This is a genomic window from Streptococcus parasanguinis ATCC 15912 (assembly GCF_000164675.2).
GTDB lineage: Bacteria > Bacillota > Bacilli > Lactobacillales > Streptococcaceae > Streptococcus > Streptococcus parasanguinis.
In genome coordinates this window covers 1,664,612-1,685,708 of the sequence record NC_015678.1, presented here as the reverse complement: position 1 = coordinate 1,685,708, position 21,097 = coordinate 1,664,612, and the positions used below count along the sequence as shown (strand labels likewise).

The 21,097-nt window shown below is 44.3% G+C and carries 17 protein-coding genes; 2 read left to right on the top strand and 15 right to left on the bottom strand.

What is annotated here, in order from left to right; translation table 11 throughout:
* Positions 1-116 precede the first annotated feature (116 nt).
* The 4 genes from HMPREF0833_RS07765 to HMPREF0833_RS07750 form a co-directional block, all read right to left on the bottom strand.
* The gene (locus HMPREF0833_RS07765; RefSeq protein WP_041818401.1) at positions 117-4,622 is read right to left on the bottom strand and encodes a Rib/alpha-like domain-containing protein; all 4,506 of its coding nucleotides are present in this window, start codon (positions 4,620-4,622) and stop codon (positions 117-119) included.
* A 339-nt stretch (positions 4,623-4,961) separates the two neighbouring features.
* Positions 4,962-5,597, bottom strand: a complete 636-nt coding sequence (locus tag HMPREF0833_RS07760) for an SdpI family protein (protein ID WP_013904432.1) — start codon at positions 5,595-5,597, stop codon at positions 4,962-4,964.
* Complete coding sequence (locus HMPREF0833_RS07755; RefSeq protein ID WP_003009465.1) at positions 5,584-5,865, bottom strand: autorepressor SdpR family transcription factor; 282 nt, start codon at positions 5,863-5,865, stop codon at positions 5,584-5,586. The genes HMPREF0833_RS07760 and HMPREF0833_RS07755 overlap by 14 nt, the downstream gene beginning before the upstream one ends.
* Positions 5,866-6,564: 699 nt before the next feature.
* Complete coding sequence (locus HMPREF0833_RS07750; RefSeq protein WP_013904431.1) at positions 6,565-7,167, bottom strand: hypothetical protein; 603 nt, start codon at positions 7,165-7,167, stop codon at positions 6,565-6,567.
* Between the two features lie 211 nt (positions 7,168-7,378).
* Between HMPREF0833_RS07750 and HMPREF0833_RS07745 the strand changes: the two genes are divergently transcribed.
* A complete protein-coding gene (locus tag HMPREF0833_RS07745) occupies positions 7,379-8,296 on the top strand; it encodes a helix-turn-helix domain-containing protein (protein WP_013904430.1) in 918 nt (305 codons plus the stop codon).
* Positions 8,297-8,800: 504 nt separating this feature from the next.
* Entirely contained in the window at positions 8,801-9,970 is a 1,170-nt protein-coding gene (locus tag HMPREF0833_RS07740) for a CynX/NimT family MFS transporter (protein ID WP_013904428.1), read from the top strand.
* Between the two features lie 86 nt (positions 9,971-10,056).
* Here the strand turns inward: HMPREF0833_RS07740 and HMPREF0833_RS07735 are convergent, their stop codons facing one another.
* The 11 genes from HMPREF0833_RS07735 to HMPREF0833_RS07685 form a co-directional block, all read right to left on the bottom strand.
* Positions 10,057-11,181 carry a M23 family metallopeptidase gene (locus tag HMPREF0833_RS07735; protein WP_013904427.1) on the bottom strand — a complete coding sequence of 375 codons (1,125 nt, stop codon included), beginning with the start codon at positions 11,179-11,181 and terminating at the stop codon, positions 10,057-10,059.
* A gap of 475 nt (positions 11,182-11,656) precedes the next feature.
* The gene (locus HMPREF0833_RS07730) at positions 11,657-12,280 is read right to left on the bottom strand and encodes a V-type ATP synthase subunit D (RefSeq protein ID WP_003002380.1); all 624 of its coding nucleotides are present in this window, start codon (positions 12,278-12,280) and stop codon (positions 11,657-11,659) included.
* A 3-nt stretch (positions 12,281-12,283) separates the two neighbouring features.
* A complete protein-coding gene (locus HMPREF0833_RS07725) occupies positions 12,284-13,669 on the bottom strand; it encodes a V-type ATP synthase subunit B (RefSeq protein ID WP_003002370.1) in 1,386 nt (461 codons plus the stop codon).
* Positions 13,656-15,446 carry a V-type ATP synthase subunit A gene (locus tag HMPREF0833_RS07720; RefSeq protein ID WP_013904425.1) on the bottom strand — a complete coding sequence of 597 codons (1,791 nt, stop codon included), beginning with the start codon at positions 15,444-15,446 and terminating at the stop codon, positions 13,656-13,658. Before HMPREF0833_RS07720 ends, HMPREF0833_RS07725 begins: the two co-directional genes overlap by 14 nt.
* 33 nt (positions 15,447-15,479) lie before the next feature.
* The gene (locus tag HMPREF0833_RS07715) at positions 15,480-16,184 is read right to left on the bottom strand and encodes a GNAT family N-acetyltransferase (protein ID WP_013904424.1); all 705 of its coding nucleotides are present in this window, start codon (positions 16,182-16,184) and stop codon (positions 15,480-15,482) included.
* Positions 16,181-16,501: a V-type ATP synthase subunit F gene (locus HMPREF0833_RS07710; RefSeq protein WP_003009443.1), complete on the bottom strand. Its 321-nt coding sequence runs from the start codon at positions 16,499-16,501 to the stop codon at positions 16,181-16,183. Before HMPREF0833_RS07710 ends, HMPREF0833_RS07715 begins: the two co-directional genes overlap by 4 nt.
* A complete protein-coding gene (locus tag HMPREF0833_RS07705; RefSeq protein WP_013904423.1) occupies positions 16,482-17,501 on the bottom strand; it encodes a V-type ATPase subunit in 1,020 nt (339 codons plus the stop codon). Before HMPREF0833_RS07705 ends, HMPREF0833_RS07710 begins: the two co-directional genes overlap by 20 nt.
* A gap of 9 nt (positions 17,502-17,510) precedes the next feature.
* Positions 17,511-18,101 (bottom strand): V-type ATP synthase subunit E family protein, encoded by a 591-nt coding sequence (locus HMPREF0833_RS07700; RefSeq protein ID WP_013904422.1) that lies wholly within the window; start codon positions 18,099-18,101, stop codon positions 17,511-17,513.
* 70 nt (positions 18,102-18,171) lie between these two features.
* A complete protein-coding gene (locus HMPREF0833_RS07695; RefSeq protein WP_003009435.1) occupies positions 18,172-18,651 on the bottom strand; it encodes a V-type ATP synthase subunit K in 480 nt (159 codons plus the stop codon).
* A gap of 30 nt (positions 18,652-18,681) precedes the next feature.
* Entirely contained in the window at positions 18,682-20,643 is a 1,962-nt protein-coding gene (locus HMPREF0833_RS07690) for a V-type ATP synthase subunit I (RefSeq protein WP_013904421.1), read from the bottom strand.
* Positions 20,633-20,956 (bottom strand): hypothetical protein, encoded by a 324-nt coding sequence (locus tag HMPREF0833_RS07685; RefSeq protein WP_013904420.1) that lies wholly within the window; start codon positions 20,954-20,956, stop codon positions 20,633-20,635. Before HMPREF0833_RS07685 ends, HMPREF0833_RS07690 begins: the two co-directional genes overlap by 11 nt.
* Between the last annotated feature and the right edge of the window lie 141 nt (positions 20,957-21,097).

The following is a 21,097-nucleotide window of genomic DNA, read 5'->3' as shown; positions in this document are numbered from 1 at the left end:
ACCAATTTGGTCCTCTCCAGATTGTAACCTTTCATCAACCTTACTACGGTTGACAAAAAGTTTTATTTAGAACAAAGACTACAACCTAATCAACAAAAATATCAAGGTCACCTAATTTAGTCTTCGTTTTTTTTGCGTTTTGCAAGCCCTGCAAGTCCAAACATACCAAGTACAGCACCTAACAATGCAATAGATGTTGATTGTTCTTCACCTGTATTTGGAAGTTTAGCAGATTCAGCTTTCTTATCAGAAACAGATACCTTTTGTACTTGAATTTCTTTTTCTGAGTTCTTAGCATCCGGTGTTTCAACTTTGTTCACTGTTTGGTCTTTAGAAGTTGGTGTGTTCTTGTCCGTATTTGCATGTGGGGCTTTAACAGTTACCTTAACTGGTACTTCATCCTTAGAGCCATCTGGGTAGGTTACCACTACAATGGCATCTTTTTCACCTTCTGTTGTTGTGTCTACCGGTGTCTTGTACTCGAACTTAGTTCCTTTTGGAAGGTCACCTACGTTACCGATTGAATCCTTAGCGTTTGGTTGATCGCCTGGTTTAACAGTTTGATCTTTCGCTACTGGGGTATTCTTATCTGCATCTGTACGTGGGTCTTTAACAGTTACCTTAACTGGAACTTCGTCTTTAGAACCATCTGGGTAAGTCACCACAACAATGGCGTCTTTGTCACCTTCTGTTGTTGTGTCTACCGGTGTCTTGTACTCGAACTTAGTTCCTTCTGGAAGGTCACCTACGTTACCGATTGAATCCTTAGCGTTTGGTTGATCGCCTGGTTTAACGGTTTGATCTTTCGCTACTGGGGTGTTCTTATCCGCGTCTGTGCGTGGATCTTTGACAGTTACCTTAACTGGTACTTCATCTTTAGAACCGTCTGGGTAAGTTACCACTACTGTCGCATCCTTCTCACCTGCAGTTGTTGTATCTACTGGTGTCTTGTACTCGAAGGTTGTACCACTTGGAAGATCTGAAACATTACCGATAGAGTTCTTGGCATCTGGTGTGTCGCCAATGTTAACGGTTTGATCTTTAGCTACAGGAGTATTTACATCAGCTTGAGTTGGATTTGCGGCTACAGTAACCTTAACTGGTACTTCATCTTTAGAACCATCTGGGTAAGTAACCACTACTGTAGCGTCTTTGTCACCTTCTGTGGTTGTGTCTACTGGTGTCTTGTATTCAAATGTAGTACCACTTGGAAGATCTGAGACATTACCAATTGATTTCTTGGCATCTGGTGTGTCACCAACTTTAACAGTTTGATCTTTCGCTACTGGGGTGTTCTTATCCGCATCGGTACGTGGATCTACTACCTTAACTGTTACTGGAACTTCATCCTTAGATCCATCTGGGTAAGTCACAACGACGGTTGTACTCTTATCACCTGTAGTTGTTGTATCTACTGGTGTCTTGTACTCGAAGGTTGTACCACTTGGAAGATCTGAAACATTACCGATAGAGTTCTTGGCATCTGGTGTGTCGCCAATGTTAACGGTTTGATCTTTAGCTACAGGAGTATTTACATCAGCTTGAGTTGGATTTGCGGCTACAGTAACCTTAACTGGTACTTCATCTTTAGAACCATCTGGGTAAGTAACCACTACTGTAGCGTCTTTGTCACCTTCTGTGGTTGTGTCTACTGGTGTCTTGTATTCAAATGTAGTACCACTTGGAAGATCTGAGACATTACCAATTGATTTCTTGGCATCTGGTGTGTCACCAACTTTAACAGTTTGATCTTTCGCTACTGGGGTGTTCTTATCCGCGTCTGTACGTGGATCTACTACCTTAACTGTTACTGGAACTTCATCCTTAGATCCATCTGGGTAAGTCACAACGACGGTTGTACTCTTATCACCTGGGGTTGTTGTATCTACTGGTGTCTTGTATTCAAATGTAGTGCCATTTGGAAGATCACCTACGTTACCAATTGATTTCTTAGCATCTGGAGTTTCACCAACATTGACCGTTTGGTCCTTAGGTGTTGGCGTGTTCTTATCCGCATCGGTACGTGGATCTTTAACAGTTACCTTAACTGGTACTTCATCTTTAGAACCGTCTGGGTAAGTCACAACGACGGTTGTACTCTTATCACCTGGGGTTGTTGTATCTACTGGTGTCTTGTACTCGAAGGTTGTACCACTTGGAAGATCTGAAACATTACCGATAGAGTTCTTGGCATCTGGAGTTTCACCAACATTGACCGTTTGGTCCTTAGGTGTTGGCGTGTTCTTATCCGCATCGGTACGTGGATCTACTACCTTAACTGTTACTGGAACTTCATCCTTAGATCCATCTGGGTAAGTCACAACGACGGTTGTACTCTTATCACCTGGGGTTGTTGTATCTACTGGTGTCTTGTATTCAAATGTAGTGCCATTTGGAAGATCACCTACGTTACCAATTGATTTCTTAGGATCTGGAGTTTCACCTACATTGACTGTTTGGTCCTTAGGTGTTGGAGTATACTTATCTGCATCTTCATTAGGAACGGCTGTAAATGAATCAAGTGCCAAAGCTGAATGGAGATCATCTGTGTTTTCACCTTGAAGGAATACAGCAGACGTATAGATAGCTGCTTCTGTAAGATCAGATGGCACAGTAAACGGTACTGAGCTAGCAGTTCCATCTGCTGTCGACGTTACAGTTGTTGCTGTTCCAATCGCTTGACCATTTTTGAACCAACGGATTTGGTATTCACGTGACGGCATCAGTCCACCAGTGGTACTTTCAGCAGTATTTCCTGGTTTAGCAAAGTGATCAGAGTTGTCATACACCAAGATGTCGTGCATTGGTTGTGGTGCGATTAGAGCAAAGTTTGTATTTGAAATATTTGCTGCCGCAAGTGATGAAGGTCCCACTGGAAGTACAGCATCAGACGTACCTTCAAACATATTTGATTGGTAGTTATTGCTCCAAATAGCATAGTCATTGACAAGAACAGTGGCATAAACATAATCCGTATTAATGTGACGGTGTTTTTGTCCAATAGTTCCATTCCACTTCATAAGATGTTCATTGTCTAAATCTTCATCTTTAACAAGTGTTCCAAACTCTTGGTCAGAAATCTTATGTGAAATTTTAAGACCGCTATTAGCCTGAGTAGCGCTCACACCATAAAGACCACGAAATGGAATACGATAGTTCCCGTCTTTATCAACTGGTACTACGACAGTTTCAGCGATATGAGAACCTTTCCCATTTCTCGCTTCATAATCTCTGATAATTTCAGCTTGAGCAGCCTTGAAATCGTCAAGCTTGTAATTAGAGTGTTCACTTTTCCATTTGTCAAAAAGACGTGTCACTTCATCATTAACGTATGAAGCTGCTACCTTAACATTTGTAGCATTAATGTCGTAGCTGTCTTTTTTATACATACGTGCGTCAGAACCACTTGGGTCACGAAGTTCGTACCACACTTTACCACGGATTGTACCATAATCACCTTTACGTGAAAATTGGCCGTCCGCTTGGTCACCTGTCTGACGATCTGCTTCTGGTTTCAATAGATAGTCTTCAGAATTTGGTTTTTCTTGAAGAACTACTTGACCACCAACAATACGGTTGATACCAGCCGTGAAATCCCAAGTTTCATTCAAACGGCTAAGACGTCCGTGGAAACCTGTACGTTGGTCACCTGATTTGATGACAGTGTATTTTGTTGGATCTGGATTTTCTACCCAAGTACGGATAGCAAACTTAGGGTCTCCTGCAAGTTTGAACTCACCTGTTGCTCCTAGGCGGTTTGCTAATGGTTTAGACAAGTCAAATACAAAAGTTCCATCTTGTTCACTTGTTGTCTTATAAACTGGTGACACAAAACCTTTACCAGTTACATACTGAAGGTAGACATTTACACCACCAAGGCGTTTTGCATCTTTTTGGCTATCGTTATTGACTGTTCCATTACGGTAAAGCCAAACTGTTCCTTCGTAAGTTTGCTTTTCACCCTTCACACCTGGACTGTAGATAGCTTTCCTTTGAGCTTCATTCTGAAGTTCAGAGTCAAAAGAGCGTGTAGTTCCATTTGCTGGAGCAGCAGCTCGACGAGAACGTGAGTGAGTTTCTGAACCAGATGTAGCTTCCACCTTTACTTTAACTGTTTGAGAAGCTGACAAGCTTGCGCTTGAGCCATCTGCAAATGTTACAACCGCAGATCCATCATTGCTAACTTGAACAGAAACTGCAGTCGGATTTGAACCTTTAATTGCTTCTGTAACATTTGAAATTTCTTCAGCAGTTAATGCTGATGCATCTGCTACTGTAGTTAAGCTTGGCGCTTGAACAGAATCTGATTCTTTTTGAGTTGTAGAACTTGATTCCACAGACGCTGAGGAATTTGAGGTAGTTACTACAGGTGTTGCAGTTGTTTCTGCTGGTGCCGAATACGTTGAAGGGTTTGTTCCAGATGTAATCGTAGCACTTTCATTTTCACTTGCTGAAGCAGATACTCCATTTGCATCCTTAGCATCTGCTTCATCTGCTTTAACGGATGGTGCTGCCATCACAGCTCCGATTGCCAGTACAAGAGAACAGCCAAATAGGAAATGTTTCCCTTTTTTAATCATTCGCCAATTCTTTTGTTCTGTATTTTTTCTATTAAAATACATTTAATGATCTCCTTTTTACTATATAGTAGCTTATATGCCATCATAACTATACTACAAATGGAGGGCAAAATCAACAAAATTACTAAAAACATTACCAGCAATAGCAACATTGCCATTTTGTAGGTTGGGTACCATATGGTGAAAACTTTTAGGAATGCTTATATAGCGCTATTCTTAAGAGTTTTTTACTTTCTCTATTTTTAAAAAAAGACTGAAGAAAATTGTCCAAAATGGACTTTTTCTTCAGTCTGAAATACTTTTATTATCCACATATGGAAAATCCCAGCAGATAGGTTTTCTTCTCCGGTTGTTTTCTTTAAAAATCTAATTTCCTCCCTACTAACGATTTTTCCGACTTAATTGATAAGAGTACACCATAGGGATAAACACAATGGCGAGGATGACTACCACCAGTACATAAGAAAGCGCGAATTGAAGGCCTGCTTCAAGAAGAAGGATCGAGCCTCCGAGAACCCACAACTTTCCTGCCAAGCGATGGGTTTTGTGCCAGTTATCTTCACTCTGTAAGGTCCAAGGCAGACGGATTCCAACCGTGTGATTCACTTTTAGCTTAGGCATGTAATTGCCCATGATTACAAAGATGAGACCCAGCAGAACCGAAACAAAAACTGATGGATTGGTAGTAGATCCTAGCGCCTTGCTATAGATGAGATAGGAGGTACTTAAGGAAACGATTGGGGTCAACCAGTAAATCGCTCTGATCATTTTTTCATTCATAGCGCTATTCTTAGAATCGCGACCGATCATAAAGATCATAAACAGATGCACCATGAGATCGAAAATAGGAAGACCAAACACAACCAGGGGTTTCGATTGGAAGTTATTGGGCTGGCCAGCAAAATTGAAGTGAATCGGGATTTGGTTAGGCAATTGCGACCAAATCATCAGCCCCCAAAGCATGGGGAAAAGGATCACCATAGAAGTTAATAGCAATAGTTTTTTATTCGTTTTCATCAGTAGAGTCTCCTTTCAAATCAACGAGCCAGACCATTAAATCCTCCAAGACAGAAGTATTGAGTTCATAGTAGATAAAATTCTTCTCTTTTTCCTCTCGAATTAAATCTGCCTGCTTGAGGAGGCTTAAATGATGGGAAATGGTCGCTCCTGCCACATCAAAGTGACCAGCGATATCTCCAGCAGATAATTTCCCCGCCTTTAGCAGTTCTAAGATACTTCTTCTTATCGGATTCGATAAAGCTTTAAATGTTTGCGCAAAATTCATTCTCTATCTCCTCTAATCTATTTAGATTTCTTTCTAAATAGATTCTAGCACTTTCGGATGGGCTTGTCAACTCTATTTAGAAAAAAGATCTAAATAGTTTCTGTTGTAAAAAAATATCAGACCTAAGACCGATTCTTATAAGCAGCGTCTTTTCTTAAGTTTTCTTTAAGAAATCAGCCTTATAATAAAACCATCAAATGAAGACCTCCTAACTTTGTTTGATAGAAAATCCTAAACTTTTTCATAATAATCTCCCTATAAGAGCCACCAAAACCGGTGGCTTTTTCTATGTACCTTAGTGAGTCAAGTCCAATAGGGACTTAGACGAACTTAGGTACATTGATGCAGTTCGAACGACAGTGAGAACTACGGTCCTTATAATGCTTAATGAGGTGAACTCAGAGAGTTCAACCGAATTTAGAGATATTGATGCAGTTTGAGCGAAGCGAAAACTACGTTCCTTACTATTCTTAGTGAGTCAAGTCCAATAGGCGCTTAGACGAACTTAGGTGCATTGACGCAGTTCGAACGATAGTGAGAACTACGTTCCTTATTCTCTTTACGAGCACCAGTGAGCTTAAATACATGGATGCCGTTCGGAACTACTTTTTACAAGACAATAAAAAAGCCTCCACGAGAGCTCTGATTTTCGATCAGAATTCTTGAAGGGCTTTTTCATCTTTTATCTTTTATCTTTTCTTACATATCTTTGTGGATACGATAAGTATTGTAAGCAGTGACTACATTAGCAACGGCACTGACTCTTGAGCTACGTGCAATATCGGCTTGTAGGGCATTGGCTTCTTCTTGCAGATTGACTTGCGTTTCATGGAATTGTTGCATTTCAAGCAGATTGTAGGCTTCTGGCAAGGTAGAGGCACGGCCTTCTGCGATTAAGTTATATAGTCGGAAGAGGTCGTGGTAATTGTAAAATTTTTGCGGGAAACCTTGCATCCCTTGTTGGTAGGCTGGTTGGCTGATTTCCTGGTTGTAAAGGGCCTGGGCATTGGCAAGAGCCTGCTTGGCTGGGGCTACAAATACAAAGTATTTGAAAGCAATCAGCCCGCCCATCAACCCGAGCATCAATAGAAAACCGTGCATCAGGTGACTTTGTTCTAAGAGAAAAATAGTAAAAGCAAAAAGAAGATTGAGGGCCAGTGTGACCGTGATTGGCCCATTGAGTCTCTTCGCTGCTTTATTTAAACGGTTTTGTTGCCGCTGAACTTCATCCCAAGCAACTGCTGCAGGGGCTGTTAGCACGCGCTTTTCATCTAATAGTTGTAAAATTTCTTGTGTCGTCATTGTAAATCTCCTTTTGTTATAAGCTTATCTTCTAGAATTGACCTTATTTTATCAAAAATCCCTCCCTAAAAAAGAGCCATGTAAACTATAGTTTCATTTTTCTTAAAAATCGAAGAATTTCTAGTTTTTTTGTCAAAAATTAAACTCTGAGTTTAATTCCATCCCTTTTTGAGGTATACTAATGGTATGATAATTGAAAGGAAGTCCCTCTATGTCCTCATCTTCGTCATTTGGTCCAACATTCCGTAAAATTCGTGAAGCACGCGGTCTTTCTCTAAAAGAAGTCGCTGCAGACATTGTCTCTCCTCAGTTCCTCAGCCAATTTGAGCGTTCTCAAAAAGGAGTAACCATCGAGACCTTCTCTCGCCTCTTGCTGTCTATGGGGGTGGATTGGGACACCTTTTTGTCCCATTATCCTGGCTTAACCGTTCAAAATTTCAGCCCCATTTTGATGAAACACATCAATCAAGAAAACATGGATTTTCTGTCCATTATTGAGCGCTTAAAGCACGAAAAATCACCTGTTGCAGAGGAGAACAAAAAGCTCTGGCAACTCTATTTGCGTTCGCTTGAAATCAATGTCAATAACGCGATGGGAAAAGAAATCCACTTGGAGGATGCACCTGTCTCGATTCAACGAATCGCTCAAGAAGTACCGTTTGCCTATCAAAATGAAATTGAGCAAGACTTCACCATTGCCCTTTTATCTGTCTTGCCCTATGAAGTCGTCGCTAAGATTCGAAAGGAGTCCTTGGAACTTTTTGAAAGCAGTTATTCTGCCTACTCTGCCAATGCATTGGCCTCTTTACTGTTAAATCTAGCCAACTATCTTATTAAAAAAGAACTCTACTTAGAAGCTCTAAATTTTCTTCAATCGATTAACCAGCTTCGCAAGCGCAAACCGATTTTAAACACCAGTATTTCCATGCAGTTAGAATTTATGCAGGTCTATGCCCTCCTTGGCTTAAATGACAAGGAAGGGGTTTACCGTGCCAAGCAGGTCCTAAAAGCCCTGGAAGGTTTGATTGCACTCGAAAATTTCGGAAGCCCGCTTGTTCAAATCAAAACAAAATTCATGTTACGGGTCAATGAACTCAACAAAACCGGCATTGATTTCTTCAGCGAATAAAGGCGTCTCAGACTTCAGACCGATTCTTTCGATCAGCGCCTTTTCTTAAGATTTCTTTAAGCAAACCGCCATATAATAAAACCATCAAATAAAGACCTCCTAACTTTGTTTGATAGAAAATCCTAAACTTTTTCATAATAATCTCCCTATAAGAGCCACCAAAACCGGTGGCTTTTTCTATGTACCTTAGTGAGTCAAGTCCAATAGGGGCTTAGACGAACTTAGGTACATTGACGCAGTTCGAACGACAGTGAGAACTACGATCCTTTTAATACTTAATGAGGTGAACTCAGAGAGTTCAACCGAATTTAGAGATATTGATGCAGTTTGAGCGAAGCGAAAACTACGGTCCTTATTCCTTTAGCAAACGTTAGTGAGCTTAGGTACGTTGATGCAGTTCGAGCGACAGCGAAAACTACGGTCCTTCTCCTTCATTTGTACAAATACTCCAATTTATGCTCGATCTATGTTATAATGAAGGGAATTTTTGTCTGAGGAGGATTTATGAAAAAAACACATTCTATGCTATTCATCCCGGGCATCATTATGCTTGGGATTGTTTTACGAACACCATTTACTACGCTTCCGACGGTCTTGTCTGACATCGCTGCTGGTTTGGGGGTAGATGTGAGCTCTCTGGGACTATTGACTAGCTTACCACTTCTCACCTTTGCCATTTTCTCACCTTTTGCGATTCAATTTGCTAAAAGGTTGGGGATTGAGCGCCTCTTTTTCCTAGTTTTGATCGTGATTACGATCGGATCTGCCATTCGGATTATCAATCTTCCCTTTCTCTATCTGGGAACCATCTTGATTGGAGCAAGTATTGCCTTTCTCAATGTGCTGCTTCCAAGCTTGATTCAGGCCAATCGGCCTAAGCAACTCGGTGTGCTAACAACTCTCTACATCACCTCTATGGGGATGTCCACAGCGATCGCCTCTTCTGTGGCCGTTCCGATCACCAAAGCCACTTCTTGGCAAGGTTTGGTCAACATCTTGACAGCCTTATGTGCTCTTGCTTTGGTCATCTGGATTCCTAACCTTCGCTACAACCACCATCTAAAAAAGACAGCTACTACGGAATCTAGTAGCAAGTGGTATACCAATAAATATGTTTGGGCTATCATGATTTTTGGAGGCTTGCAGTCACTGCTTTTCTACACAAGTATGACTTGGCTTCCGACCATGGCTGTTCAAGCTGGCCTTTCAAAGGTTGAATCTGGACTACTGGCCTCCGTGTTCACCCTGATCAGTCTCCCATTCTCCTTAACGATCCCAAGTTTAACGACACGGTTATCCGATCGCAATCGACGCTTGATGCTTACGATTGTTGTCGGAGCAGGGATTCTGGGGGTAGCCATGCTCTTAATCCCAACTAGCAACTTCTTCTACTGGTTGGTATTAAATGCCCTAATTGGAAGTTCCGTTAGTTCGCTCTTCCCTTACCTCATGGTCGCTTTCTCCATGAAATCCAGCACACCTGAAAAAACAGCTCAACTTTCCGGTCTTGCTCAAACAGGAGGCTACGTCTTTGCAGCCTTTGGTCCCATCCTCTTCGGCTACAGCAAATCTCTCTTCCACTCTTGGACACCAGCTATCCTCATGCTACTGGTCTTAACCATTATCATGGCCTTTGCTCTTTATCAGGTGGAAAAAGTCGATCATATTTTATAACCATCGTCTGGCTGGAAGATTCGTCTTCCGGCCTTTTTTGTGCATACAAAAAAAGAACTAGGCACTTGTCCTAGTTCGAAGTTTTATTATCCGTTAAATGAGATATGTACGTGATCGTAGTGGTTTGCTGTATCTCCACCACGGTCTGGCATTTGGTTCCATGTATTAGCTGGTCCGTAAATGTTGTTGACTGGCATGTAGAATTGTTGTTTCCAGATGATGTATGAGATACCTGCACGGTCCATGTTGTCAATTGCATATTGAGCAACTTGATCTCCAAGTTCAGAACTTGTTGGAACCATTACGTCTACTGCAAGTCCTTGACCATGGTCTTCTGGATCCCCTTTACGGTAACCACCGATGTTTGTGATACCAAATTTCGCCGCGATTTCTTGACGGAAAGCTTCCGCTTGCGGTTTAAGATTTGGATCAGTTGGAATCGTATTTCCGCTTGTTGGAGTTGATGCTACTGGTTGCACTTCAGGTGTAGCAGTCGTTTCTGCTACTGGTTGTGCTGGAGCTTCCTCTGCTGGAGCTTCAGGAGCAGAAGCTGGTGTTTCAGCAGGTGCTTCTGTTGCAGGAGCAGATTGAGGAGCAGCTGGCGCTACATCTTGATTTTGAATTTCAACATTGGTAGCTGGAGCACCGTAGCTTGGTGTTTCTGGAACAGCTGGTTGTGCTGGCGTTTCTGTTGCTGGTACTTCAACTACTGGAGCTTCTTGAGTGCCCGCTGCTGGAGCAACTGGAACAGCTTTGTTATCTTCGTTTACTGGTTTAGACAAATCGTTAACAGCGACTGTTTGGTCATCAACTGTCACTTGGTTTGTTGTCAAGTCAGCACTTGCAACGGTTGCATCTGTCGAACCTGCTTGAGGAGTTTGGATTTCAACTGAAGTTACTTCTTTTTGATCATTTACTGTTGTTTTCAAAACAGTACCTGGGTAGATCAAATCCATGTTGCTGATGTTGTTCAAGTTTGCCAACACATGTACATCGATTCCAAGCGCTTCTGCGATCGAACTCAATGTATCACCATATTTGATGGTATAAGTTTGTTGGTTTTCACCGCTTTGTTGGATATCATGTTTGATTTCATCTACTGAGCGAGCTACCCAATCTTCAAGTGTTTCTGCAGTGGCTTTTGTAAATGGAATCACTGCAAGAGCTACTGTTGAAGCGATCAAGGCTTTCGTATTAACTTTTAATTTCATCTTTTATCCTCTTTTTTCATTGTTTTTTTGCTCAATATTTTCTTGAACAAATGAACTACTACTCTATCTTATCACAATTTAAAAATAATAAAAGGTCTTTTTGTCTATTTAACAAAACTGTATTTTTCTTGTAATATTTCGTCTTTCTTGTCACATTGTTACAAACTAGTAACATAAAAATAGGGTAGTGGAAGAAGAGTGAGAGGGTGAAAAAAAGCCTCATCCAGGAGCCGTTCCTCGATGAGGTTCTTGTATTTTTTAAGTAATTGAGGCCGGGCTGAAAAGCTGGGTGAAAAACGCAAACTGTAATAGTACTAACTTCAAAGGCACAGTAGCTGATTGGATTTTTCTCTCGCTTTAAGAGCTCGGAAAAATCCTAATCAGCCTTGTGGGGGCAGGACAACGAAGCATTCTATACAACAGTGCTTCTGTCCTGCTCCCTATTTTCCTTTGAGTTGCTTAACGGCTTTGTATCTTATTTTACCTTCATGATTCTGACGAGGTTGGCGCGCTCGGCTTCTTCGAGTTTCATTTCGATATAATAGATAGTCTCTTTGAGGTCTGGGATGGTCGCATACTCGAGTCCGTTCACTCGACGGCGGGTTTTCTCGATTTCATCTGCCATGAGTTGGCAGCTTTTTTCGATTTCCGCTAACTTGAGCAAATCTGGGAGTAGATCCCCCATTTCTTGGATCGTGCTATCCATTTGACTGTTGGAGGCTAAGTAGCTATAAACCACGTCCCCTTCATCATCTCCGTATGGATTATCGATACGAGCATGGAGCTTGGGCACGCGCACACTCATGACATTTTCTTCCTCAATATGAAGCATCACTTCTCGCGTAGGAACGGCAAAGATTTCTTCCACCATGAGGTCGCTCTCTAAGGACTTGGCCATCACGAAATCTTGCATATTGCCCACCAGCGCTGCCTCTACCTTTTGGCGCAGACGATTATTCTCACGCACAGCTTCAATAAAACGGCGCATGAGTTCATCCCGCTTATCCTTGAGCAACTTATGCCCCCGGGTTGCTGTCTTGAGGCGCTCTTTGAGAATATTAAGCTCCATCCGAGTTGGTTTTACATTTAATCGTGCCATAGGCTAATCCTCTTTGTTTGGCAGATACTTGTCAATCATCTCATCCTTGATCCGTTTAAGCTCTGTTCGTGGAAGGATGGATAAGAGTTCCCAACCGAGATCCAAACTTTCCTCAATCGTCCGATTGGTGGTGAAACCTTGATTGATGTATTCTTGCTCAAAGCGGTCCGTAAATTTAACATAAAGCTTGTCGGTATCTGACAAGGCAGACTCCCCAAGCACTACAGCCAGTTCTTTGGCTTGTTTTCCTTGGGCATAGGCCGCAAAGAGTTGGTTCATGGTCGCCGCATGGTCTTCCCGAGTTTTGCCTTCACCAGAACCCTTGTCCTTCAAACGAGAAAGGGATGGAAGAACATTGATCGGTGGGCGGTAACCACTATTGTAGAGATCGCGGGACAGAATAATCTGACCTTCGGTGATGTAGCCTGTCAAGTCAGGGATGGGGTGGGTGATGTCATCTTCCGGCATAGAGAGAATCGGAATTTGGGTCACAGATCCTTTCTTTCCAACCAAGCGTCCTGCACGTTCGTAGAGGGTTGAGAGGTTGGTATAAAGGTAACCTGGATAGCCCCGACGTCCTGGAACTTCCCGGCGGGCAGCAGATACTTCTCGAAGGGCCTCACAGTAGTTGGTCATGTCGGTCATAATAACCAAGACGTGCATGTCTTTTTCATAGGCCAAATACTCGGCAGCTGTCAAGGCGATCCGAGGAGTGGCAATCCGCTCAATAGCTGGGTCGTTGGCTAGGTTGATAAAGAGGACAGAGCGGTCAATGGCTCCTGTCTCCCGAAGGTCGTTCATAAAGAACTCGGCTTCTTCAAAGGTAATTCCCATGGCCGCAAAGACCACGGCGAAGTTTTCTTCCGAATTAAGAACCGTCGCTTGACGAGCAATCTGAGCCGCCAATTCCTTGTGAGGAAGACCAGAACCTGAGAATACTGGGAGTTTTTGGCCCCGAACTAGGGTATTCAAATGGTCAATGGCTGAGATCCCTGTCTGGATAAATTCATCCGGATAGTCCCGCGAAACAGGGTTGATGGCTTGTCCATCAATGTCCAAGTACTTCTCTGGGATAATCTCTGGACCGCCATCGATCGGTTTGCCCATCCCGTTAAAGATGCGTCCGACCATGTCTTCAGACACAGGAAGTTCTAGGGGACGTCCGGTAAAGCGGACTTTGGCTTTCTCCAAGTTGATCCCGCTAGATCCTTCAAAGAGCTGGACCATGGCCTTGTCTTCTTGGACTTCGAGGACTTGTCCCTGACGGGTCGTTCCATCATGGAGCTTGATTTCTACCAGTTCATTGTAGTGAACCCCTTCGACCTGATCGACAATCATCAAGGGGCCAACAACTTCGCTGACAGTACGGTATTCTTTAATCACGCTCATTGTCTACTCCTCCTTTTGCGACGATTTGGTGTAGGGTTTCTACGATTTCTTCTTTCAAGGCTTGAATGGTTGCCAACTGGTCCTCATGGATGAATTTGCTCCGGGCAATGCGGTCTCGAAGAGCTACGGTTCCTTCCATGATTTCTGTGAAGTAAGCTCCCAATTCTAGTGCTTTTTGACTTTCTTGGTCAAAGGTCAAAATGTTGGTCAACAAGGCCACCTGCTTGCTGAAAGAGGTATAGGTATCGACCTCATCAAAGGCATTTTGTTGCAGGTAGTCTTCACGGATCATCTTGGCCGCATTCATGGTCAAGCGGTCTTTTTCAGATAAGGAATCTAGACCAACCAAGCGGACGATTTCTTGCAATTCACTTTCCTTTTGAAGCAAATTCATAGCGCGGGTCACTTTTTCAGACCAGCTGATTTGTTCATGTAGATCGATATAGCGACCGACTTCATCTTGGTAAAGCGAATAAGAACTCAACCAGTTGATGGCTGGGAAGTGACGACGTTGAGCCAATTGAGCATCTAGTCCCCAGAAGACCTTGACAATCCGCAAGGTATTTTGGGTCACCGGCTCTGAAATGTCTCCACCTGGAGGGGAAACGGCACCGATGGCGGTAATCGAACCTTCACGCGCAGTGGTTCCAAGTGTCTTGACCCGACCTGCACGCTCGTAGTATTCGGCGATCCGGCTACCAAGATAGGCTGGGTAGCCTTCATCCCCTGGCATTTCTTCTAGACGACCAGACATTTCACGGAGAGCTTCTGCCCAACGAGAAGTAGAGTCCGCCATGATGGCAACGGAATAGCCCATATCACGGAAGTATTCGGCGATGGTAATCCCTGTGTAGATGGAAGCTTCACGCGCCGCTACTGGCATGTTCGAAGTGTTGGCGATCAGAACGGTCCGTTGCATGATGGATTGACCAGTCGTTGGATCGATCAATTCTGGAAATTCATTCAGAACGTCCGTCATTTCATTTCCACGTTCCCCACAACCAACGTAAATTACGATGTCTACATTGGCAAACTTGGCTACCTGGTGTTGCACAACTGTCTTTCCAGCTCCGAAAGGACCAGGAACAGCTGCAGCTCCACCCTTAGTCACAGGGAAGAAGGTATCGATGACCCGTTGACCCGTGACCAAAGGCTCTACTGGAATGAGTTTTTGTGCAAAGGGACGGCCTCGACGAACCGGCCATTTTTGCATCAAAGTACCAGTAAAGAGGCTACCATCTGCCCGCTCGATCTCATAAACCGGCTCTTCTACTGTGTAAGAACCTGCTGCGATCTTGGTCACACGTCCACTCACACCAAAGGGCACCATGATGCGGTGCTCCACCATATTGGTCTCTTGAACGGTACCGACGATGTCTCCTGCAACCACCTCTGTTCCTTCTGTCACGCTTGGTTCAAAGGCCCATTTGGTGTCACGATCTAGATTTGGAACTTGCACCCCACGAACCAAAAAGTCACTGGCAGTAACTTCTTGGAAGCGTTCCAAGGGGCGTTGGATCCCGTCAAACATCTGAGAGATCAAGCCTGGTCCCAATTCAACAGAAAGGGGAGCTCCGGTTGTTACAACTGGTTCTCCTGGACCAACTCCAGACGTTTCTTCATATACTTGGATAGAGGCTTCGTCCCGCCGCATCTCAATAATTTCGCCAATCAAACCAAGATCGCCGACCCGGCAAATGTCTTGGATATTGGCCTCCTGCATCCCTGATGCAACCACCAAGGGACCGGAAACTTTGATAATTTTTCCTTGAGTCATGTATTCCTCCTGGGAATCCTTTGTTTCTTTGTTTTACTTTTGTGCTATCTCTCTTAGAGATTGCTTTTGTTGGCCATTGGCGTCGAAATTGCTTGGATCCAACCAGGCTTCGAAGCGCTGTTTGATTTCTGGCCATTCTTGGTCAATGATGGACAACCAGTCTGTATCACGGGTCCGACCTTTATAAACAACAGCCTGACGGAAACAGCCTTCATAGGTGAACCCTAAGCGCTCAGCTGCTTTGCGAGATGCTTGGTTTAAGGCATCGCATTTCCACTCATAGCGGCGGTAGCCTAAATCTTCAAACACGTAGCGCGCTAACAGATACTGGGCTTCCGTAGCCATGCGTGTCTTTTGGAGCGCTGGTGAGTAGGTCACTGCTCCGACTTCGATCACCCGATTAGCTTGATCGATCCGCATGAGAGAGAAAGTTCCCAAAGCCTTGCCTGAATCTTTGTCTACAATCGCATAGTAAAAGCGACCTTGGGCTGTCATAAGATCATCTAATAAGCGGTCCCACTCCTCCTCATTGCGGGCAGGGCCTTTGAACAGAAAGGTCCACATAGCCGCTGGAGAGTCCGGCCCGTAGACCTGATAAAGATCTGCTCCATGTTTTTCTTTTGAGAGGCGCTCGATCACGGTATAGCGACCTTCGATCCGCTCAATAGCTGGCAGAAGCCCCGGTGTAAAATCCGGCAGTGCATCGCCAATCGCTTGACCAAATTCATTTGTTCTCATAAAATATCCTGTCCTACTGCTTTTTCGACATTATCACGAATCCGCTGTTGGCCCAGTCCTGTAGTCCCTCTATGGGTCGGGATAAGGATCAGAGCCGGTGTCAGCTGCTGGTCGTAAAAAGCTACTGTATCTGGAATGGCCTGAGCAATATCCTCTGTCAGGTAGATAATCCCGAAGTTTTCCCGACTGAGTTTTCGCAAGGTATTGATCGCTTCTTGTGGCTCTGTGACCGGATAGGTTTGAAAGCCAATCAGGCGAAAAGGAAGGATGGCGTCCCGATTGCCCACAACGGCGATCTTATAGGTCTGTTTGTCCATAAATCGGTCTCATCCTTTCTTTGATTTCTGCTAGCGGAAAACCATTATCCAAACCAGAGAGGACCAAACGAAGGTTGGTCACCTCTAACTCTTTTCCGTAAAGATAACGAACAAGAGGGAGTGGTCCATCGACTTCAAAACGGCCAGCGTCTAGAAGACTGAATTTCACCAAACTTTCTAAATACTCCAACTCTACGGTCTTTAGTTGACCGGTGCGCATCTTTTCTTCATAAGTCTCTAAGGCGAGATCGTAGGCCAGTGGATTAACTTGATAAAACCAGGTCAACCACTGACCGGATTCTAGCAGGTCGATCACCTGATGGGCACTGAGGCTCCCTTCATCTGAAAGTAATTGGTGCATAAAGCTATGCGGTTTTTGCTGATCCAAGGCCCGCTTGACCGTAATCGCATTGTAAAAGTCAATGGTCACGTCCACCAACTGCTTCAGAATTGGATGATCTAGACTGTCCCCTAAGTATCTCAGGTGTTTAAAATAAGCTAAATCCATCCCGATTTCGAGAACCCGCAAGTCCTGATAGTCTTGGAATTCTTGCCAGGTTGCAGCCACTTCTTCCGCCATAAAGGCCGGACAATGCTCCGCAGAAAAGGTCGCCACCAAATGCTCGAGCACATCGAGAGAATAAGGGCCGATAGGGATCAATAAGTGCCCTAACTTGCGCTCTGTCGCCTTGTGTTTTAGATAAACCTTGAGATTATGATAGGTGTATTTCAAGGTAAAAAGGCTAACCAAGTCTGACTCAGGGGCCACTTCGAAAGCCCATTGGTATTCTGCCAACAAGGCTGCCATCAGGCGGGCTTCAAGGGCTGCTAAATCCTTGATCTCCTTGCTATCTAAAGCATAAGGTGTACCTTGTAGCAAGACTTCTCGACTCTCGCTGGAGGGACTTGCAAGCAACTGCTCGAACTGACTGGGACTGACAAAACTAGCCTCACGTACGCTGATTCCTGTATTGACTTGAGAATAGGTCCGTTCGCTCATTGCAACCTCCTAGTTCTCTTCATCTGTGAAAATGCTGGCTGCCATCTGGTAGCTTTCTTGCTCCCAAATGGAATCCACCAAATCACGGTAGAGATAGTTGTCATCAATCTTCCCAACCGACAGGACAAAGCCTGCTTGAGCTGGGATTGTTGCATCTGCAACTGTCACATTCTGATGCGTCTGCTTCAATCTCTCGAGAGCTGCTGAATCAAATTTAGCAGCGCTCACCGCCCCGAAGGTCAGGGTCACAACTTGTCCCTGATAGCGCTCTAAGACCGCATCTACAAACTGCATTTCCTTTTCAAGGGGCCAAGCCACCATCGCTTCATAAGCATCTGCAAAGAGATCCTTTAAGACTCGTTGCTTGGTGACAAGGGTTGATTGGCGTTTTTTATTTTCGATTTGTTGGGTTTCACGTTGCAATTGACGTTGAATCCGCTTGAGCTGCTCGGAGCGTTGATTGAGTTTATCTTGAATCAAACGCTCTTCTTGCGCAGTCTCTTCTTTTAGGATGGTTTCCTTGGCCTCTTCTAAGAGTTTACGCCCTTTTTCGTGGGCTTGGGCCAAGATTGAATCCTTTAATTGGGTTTGTTCATCCATATCGTTTTTTCTCCTATTGCATGCGTCTTGTGTTTTTCGCCTCGCGAGGCGAATCCATCAAAGCTAGGTCTTAGCCGACGCGTAGGGTCAATAGGAAGGACACAACGAAGGCCAAGATGGCGTAGGTTTCAACCATGGCCGCAAGGATAACCCCTTTCATCATGTCTTCAGGGCGTTTGGCCAAGATTTGCATCCCTGCTGTCGCAACATTTCCTTGGTGTTTGGCTGAGAAATAACCAACGATCGCAACTGGAAGAGCTGTAAAGAAGTAAGCAACCCCTGTTTCAAGTGGCATATCTGGCTTAATTTGCAACCAGATCAAGATCCCGATAACGAAACCGTACAAACCTTGTGTACCTGGCAACAATTGCAAAATCAAGGCTTGGGCAAATTTTTCAGGTTGTTCTTTCAAGAGCGCTGCTGCTGCTTGACCCGTTTTACCAACCCCAAGGGCAGATCCCATTCCACTAAGTGCAACGGCGATCGCTACACCAAATGCTGCAAAGAAGGCGCCCCCATGGGCTGAAAAATATGATGCTAAAGATTCCATGAATATACTCCTATTTATTAAAGATAATACTTATTTTTTTGTTTTAATATAGCGTTCAGAAGGTTTGAGAGGACGAAATGGCTTGCCTCCTCCTTCGTAGAACTTACCGAAGAACTCCACAAAGATCAAACGGGCTCCATGCACATATCCTGACAAGAAGGACAGGAACATATTAATGGCATGTAGGACGATAAAGAGCAGAAGCCCTACCGTAAACCGTCCAAGCGGTGGGAAGAGATTGACAATGAGGTTAAAGGCCGAACCGATACTAGCTCCAGACAAGCCCAAGGCCATCAAACGGGTGAAGCTGACCAAGTCTCCAACATACCCACTAACATTGTAGAGGTTAAAGAGACCAGAGGCTAGACCAGATAGCTTCTTGGCACTGACAATGGAAACAATCAAGATCCCAATGGCATTCAAAATAGCCAGCCACTTGCCGATCGGAACTAGAAGGCTCATTCCTGGCAAGATATTGCCTACTGCTAGAAGCATTAAACCAAGTAGGATCAAGACCCAAGCAAAGCCAGCATTATAGGCTTCCGTGTAGTCTTTGAGGCGAATATTTTTCATCCCCCCTAGGAACAGTCCCACTAAGACAGTGACAAAACCAAAGACCACTGAAAGGATCAGGATGGTCATGGCGTTACTGGTCGTACTGATCAGGGCAAAAGGCATCTCAAATCCAAAGAAAGAGCCATAGACCACACCCCAAAGGGCAACTGAAATCCCGAGGAGACTGAAGAAACGAAGGTTCTTCGCTGTACCAGGCTTGAGCTTGAAGGCTTTAAGGGCAAAGCCTGTCGCTACCGTTAGTAACAGTCCATAACCGATATCTGCGACCATCATGCCAAAGAAAACAAAGTAGAAGAGAGAAACGATCGGTGTCGGATCTTGCTCGTAATACTTAGGTAGGGCGTACATCTCTGTGACTAATTCAAAAGGCTCTACCAAGGCATTATTTCGCAACTGGATCGGAACGTCATCCCAATCTTTTTCCGTCACATCTCGTGTCTCTAGTAGGACCCGAGATCCAAAGCCTTCTTGCAAGAAGTCTCGTAATGAGGCCACTTGGGATGTTTCAATCCAACCCTCTAAGGCTACCAAACTTTGCGTGCTGGCAAGAAGCGCCTTGGCTTCCTCACGAGCTCCCAAGCTCAACAAGTAATCCATCTGGTACTTGAGCTGGTCCAACTCCTTCTGGGAGTTTTGCAACTCGGCTAGGGTGGCTGCAACTACAGCTTCCTGCTCTTTGATTTCCCCTTCTAGGCGATCCAAGTAGGCGGCCGGGACCTGCTCTTCTTCATAGTCCAATTCTTTGAACCCATGTTCTTCCAGAAGTTCCTGAACAGCTACACGGTCTCCCGAACGATACAAGATGACATAGCCGTGTTCAGTCTCAGACGTAAAGACTTCTTCTAACTCCAGCTCTGGATGAGCTTTTAAGGAAGAACGAACAGCGTCTGTATCACTATTCGGAATCGTCCCGATCAAGCCATGCACATAGTGAAAAGTAGCGAGGGCAGCTGGTGTCACCTCTAACGGTCGCCATTTTTCTAAGCGCTCTATCTCTCCCTTTGCATCCGCAATCTTCTGACGAGCCTTGTCTAACACGCGCAATTGACGTTTCAACTTGGTCAATAGGAGATCCTCGTCTCGAATCATCCCGTGAGCCTGCAAGTCATCAAAAGACAAGCTTAAGGGTTCTTCCTTCAGAGCTTGCAGAGCCTTCTTCTCAGGCATGTAGGGCTCTAGAGTCTGAATCATTTTTTCAACTTGTTCTTGACGTTTTTGCAGCTCTACCAAGGCTTGACGATTGTCCTCTGTCAAGGGTTGAGACAAGGTATTTGCCTCAAAGGCAGCCTGCCATTCTTCCTGTTCACTGAGGTCATAAATCTGGATTTTTGCCTCAGACTGTAGCGCTAGTAGGAGACTGTCCAAGTCATCTTTGGGCAAGATGAGGGACAGTTTTTGCATCTGACTAACGGCCATAGCTTGCTACCACCTTTTCTACAATGGCTTCAACTAACCCAGCTCGTTTATCGGTCATCGCCTCTTGTACCTTGGCATCATTGCGCGCAACCGTTTCTTCCAGATTTTTCGTTAAACGGACGAGTCTTTCCTGGGCGTTTTTTTCTGCCTCTGTGACCAATTGCTTGGTTTCCTCATCGTAATGCTGTGCCACTGTTGCAAGGCGATCGCGTGAATCCGTTCGGATTTGTTCAACTTGAGCTTCATAGCCTACGATCACGCCCTGAGCGGCTTGCTCGATCTCTTGCATCATCTCGAGTGTTGCATTCGACATCGTCACACCTCCTTATTCAACTATTGTTCTTCCAACAACAGTACAATTATCTTAAATTATACCACAATTCATATCGTTTGTTCAGGCCCAACCGGGAATTTTCAGAAGATTGTGGACAACCAACAAGCCCCAACTGCCAAG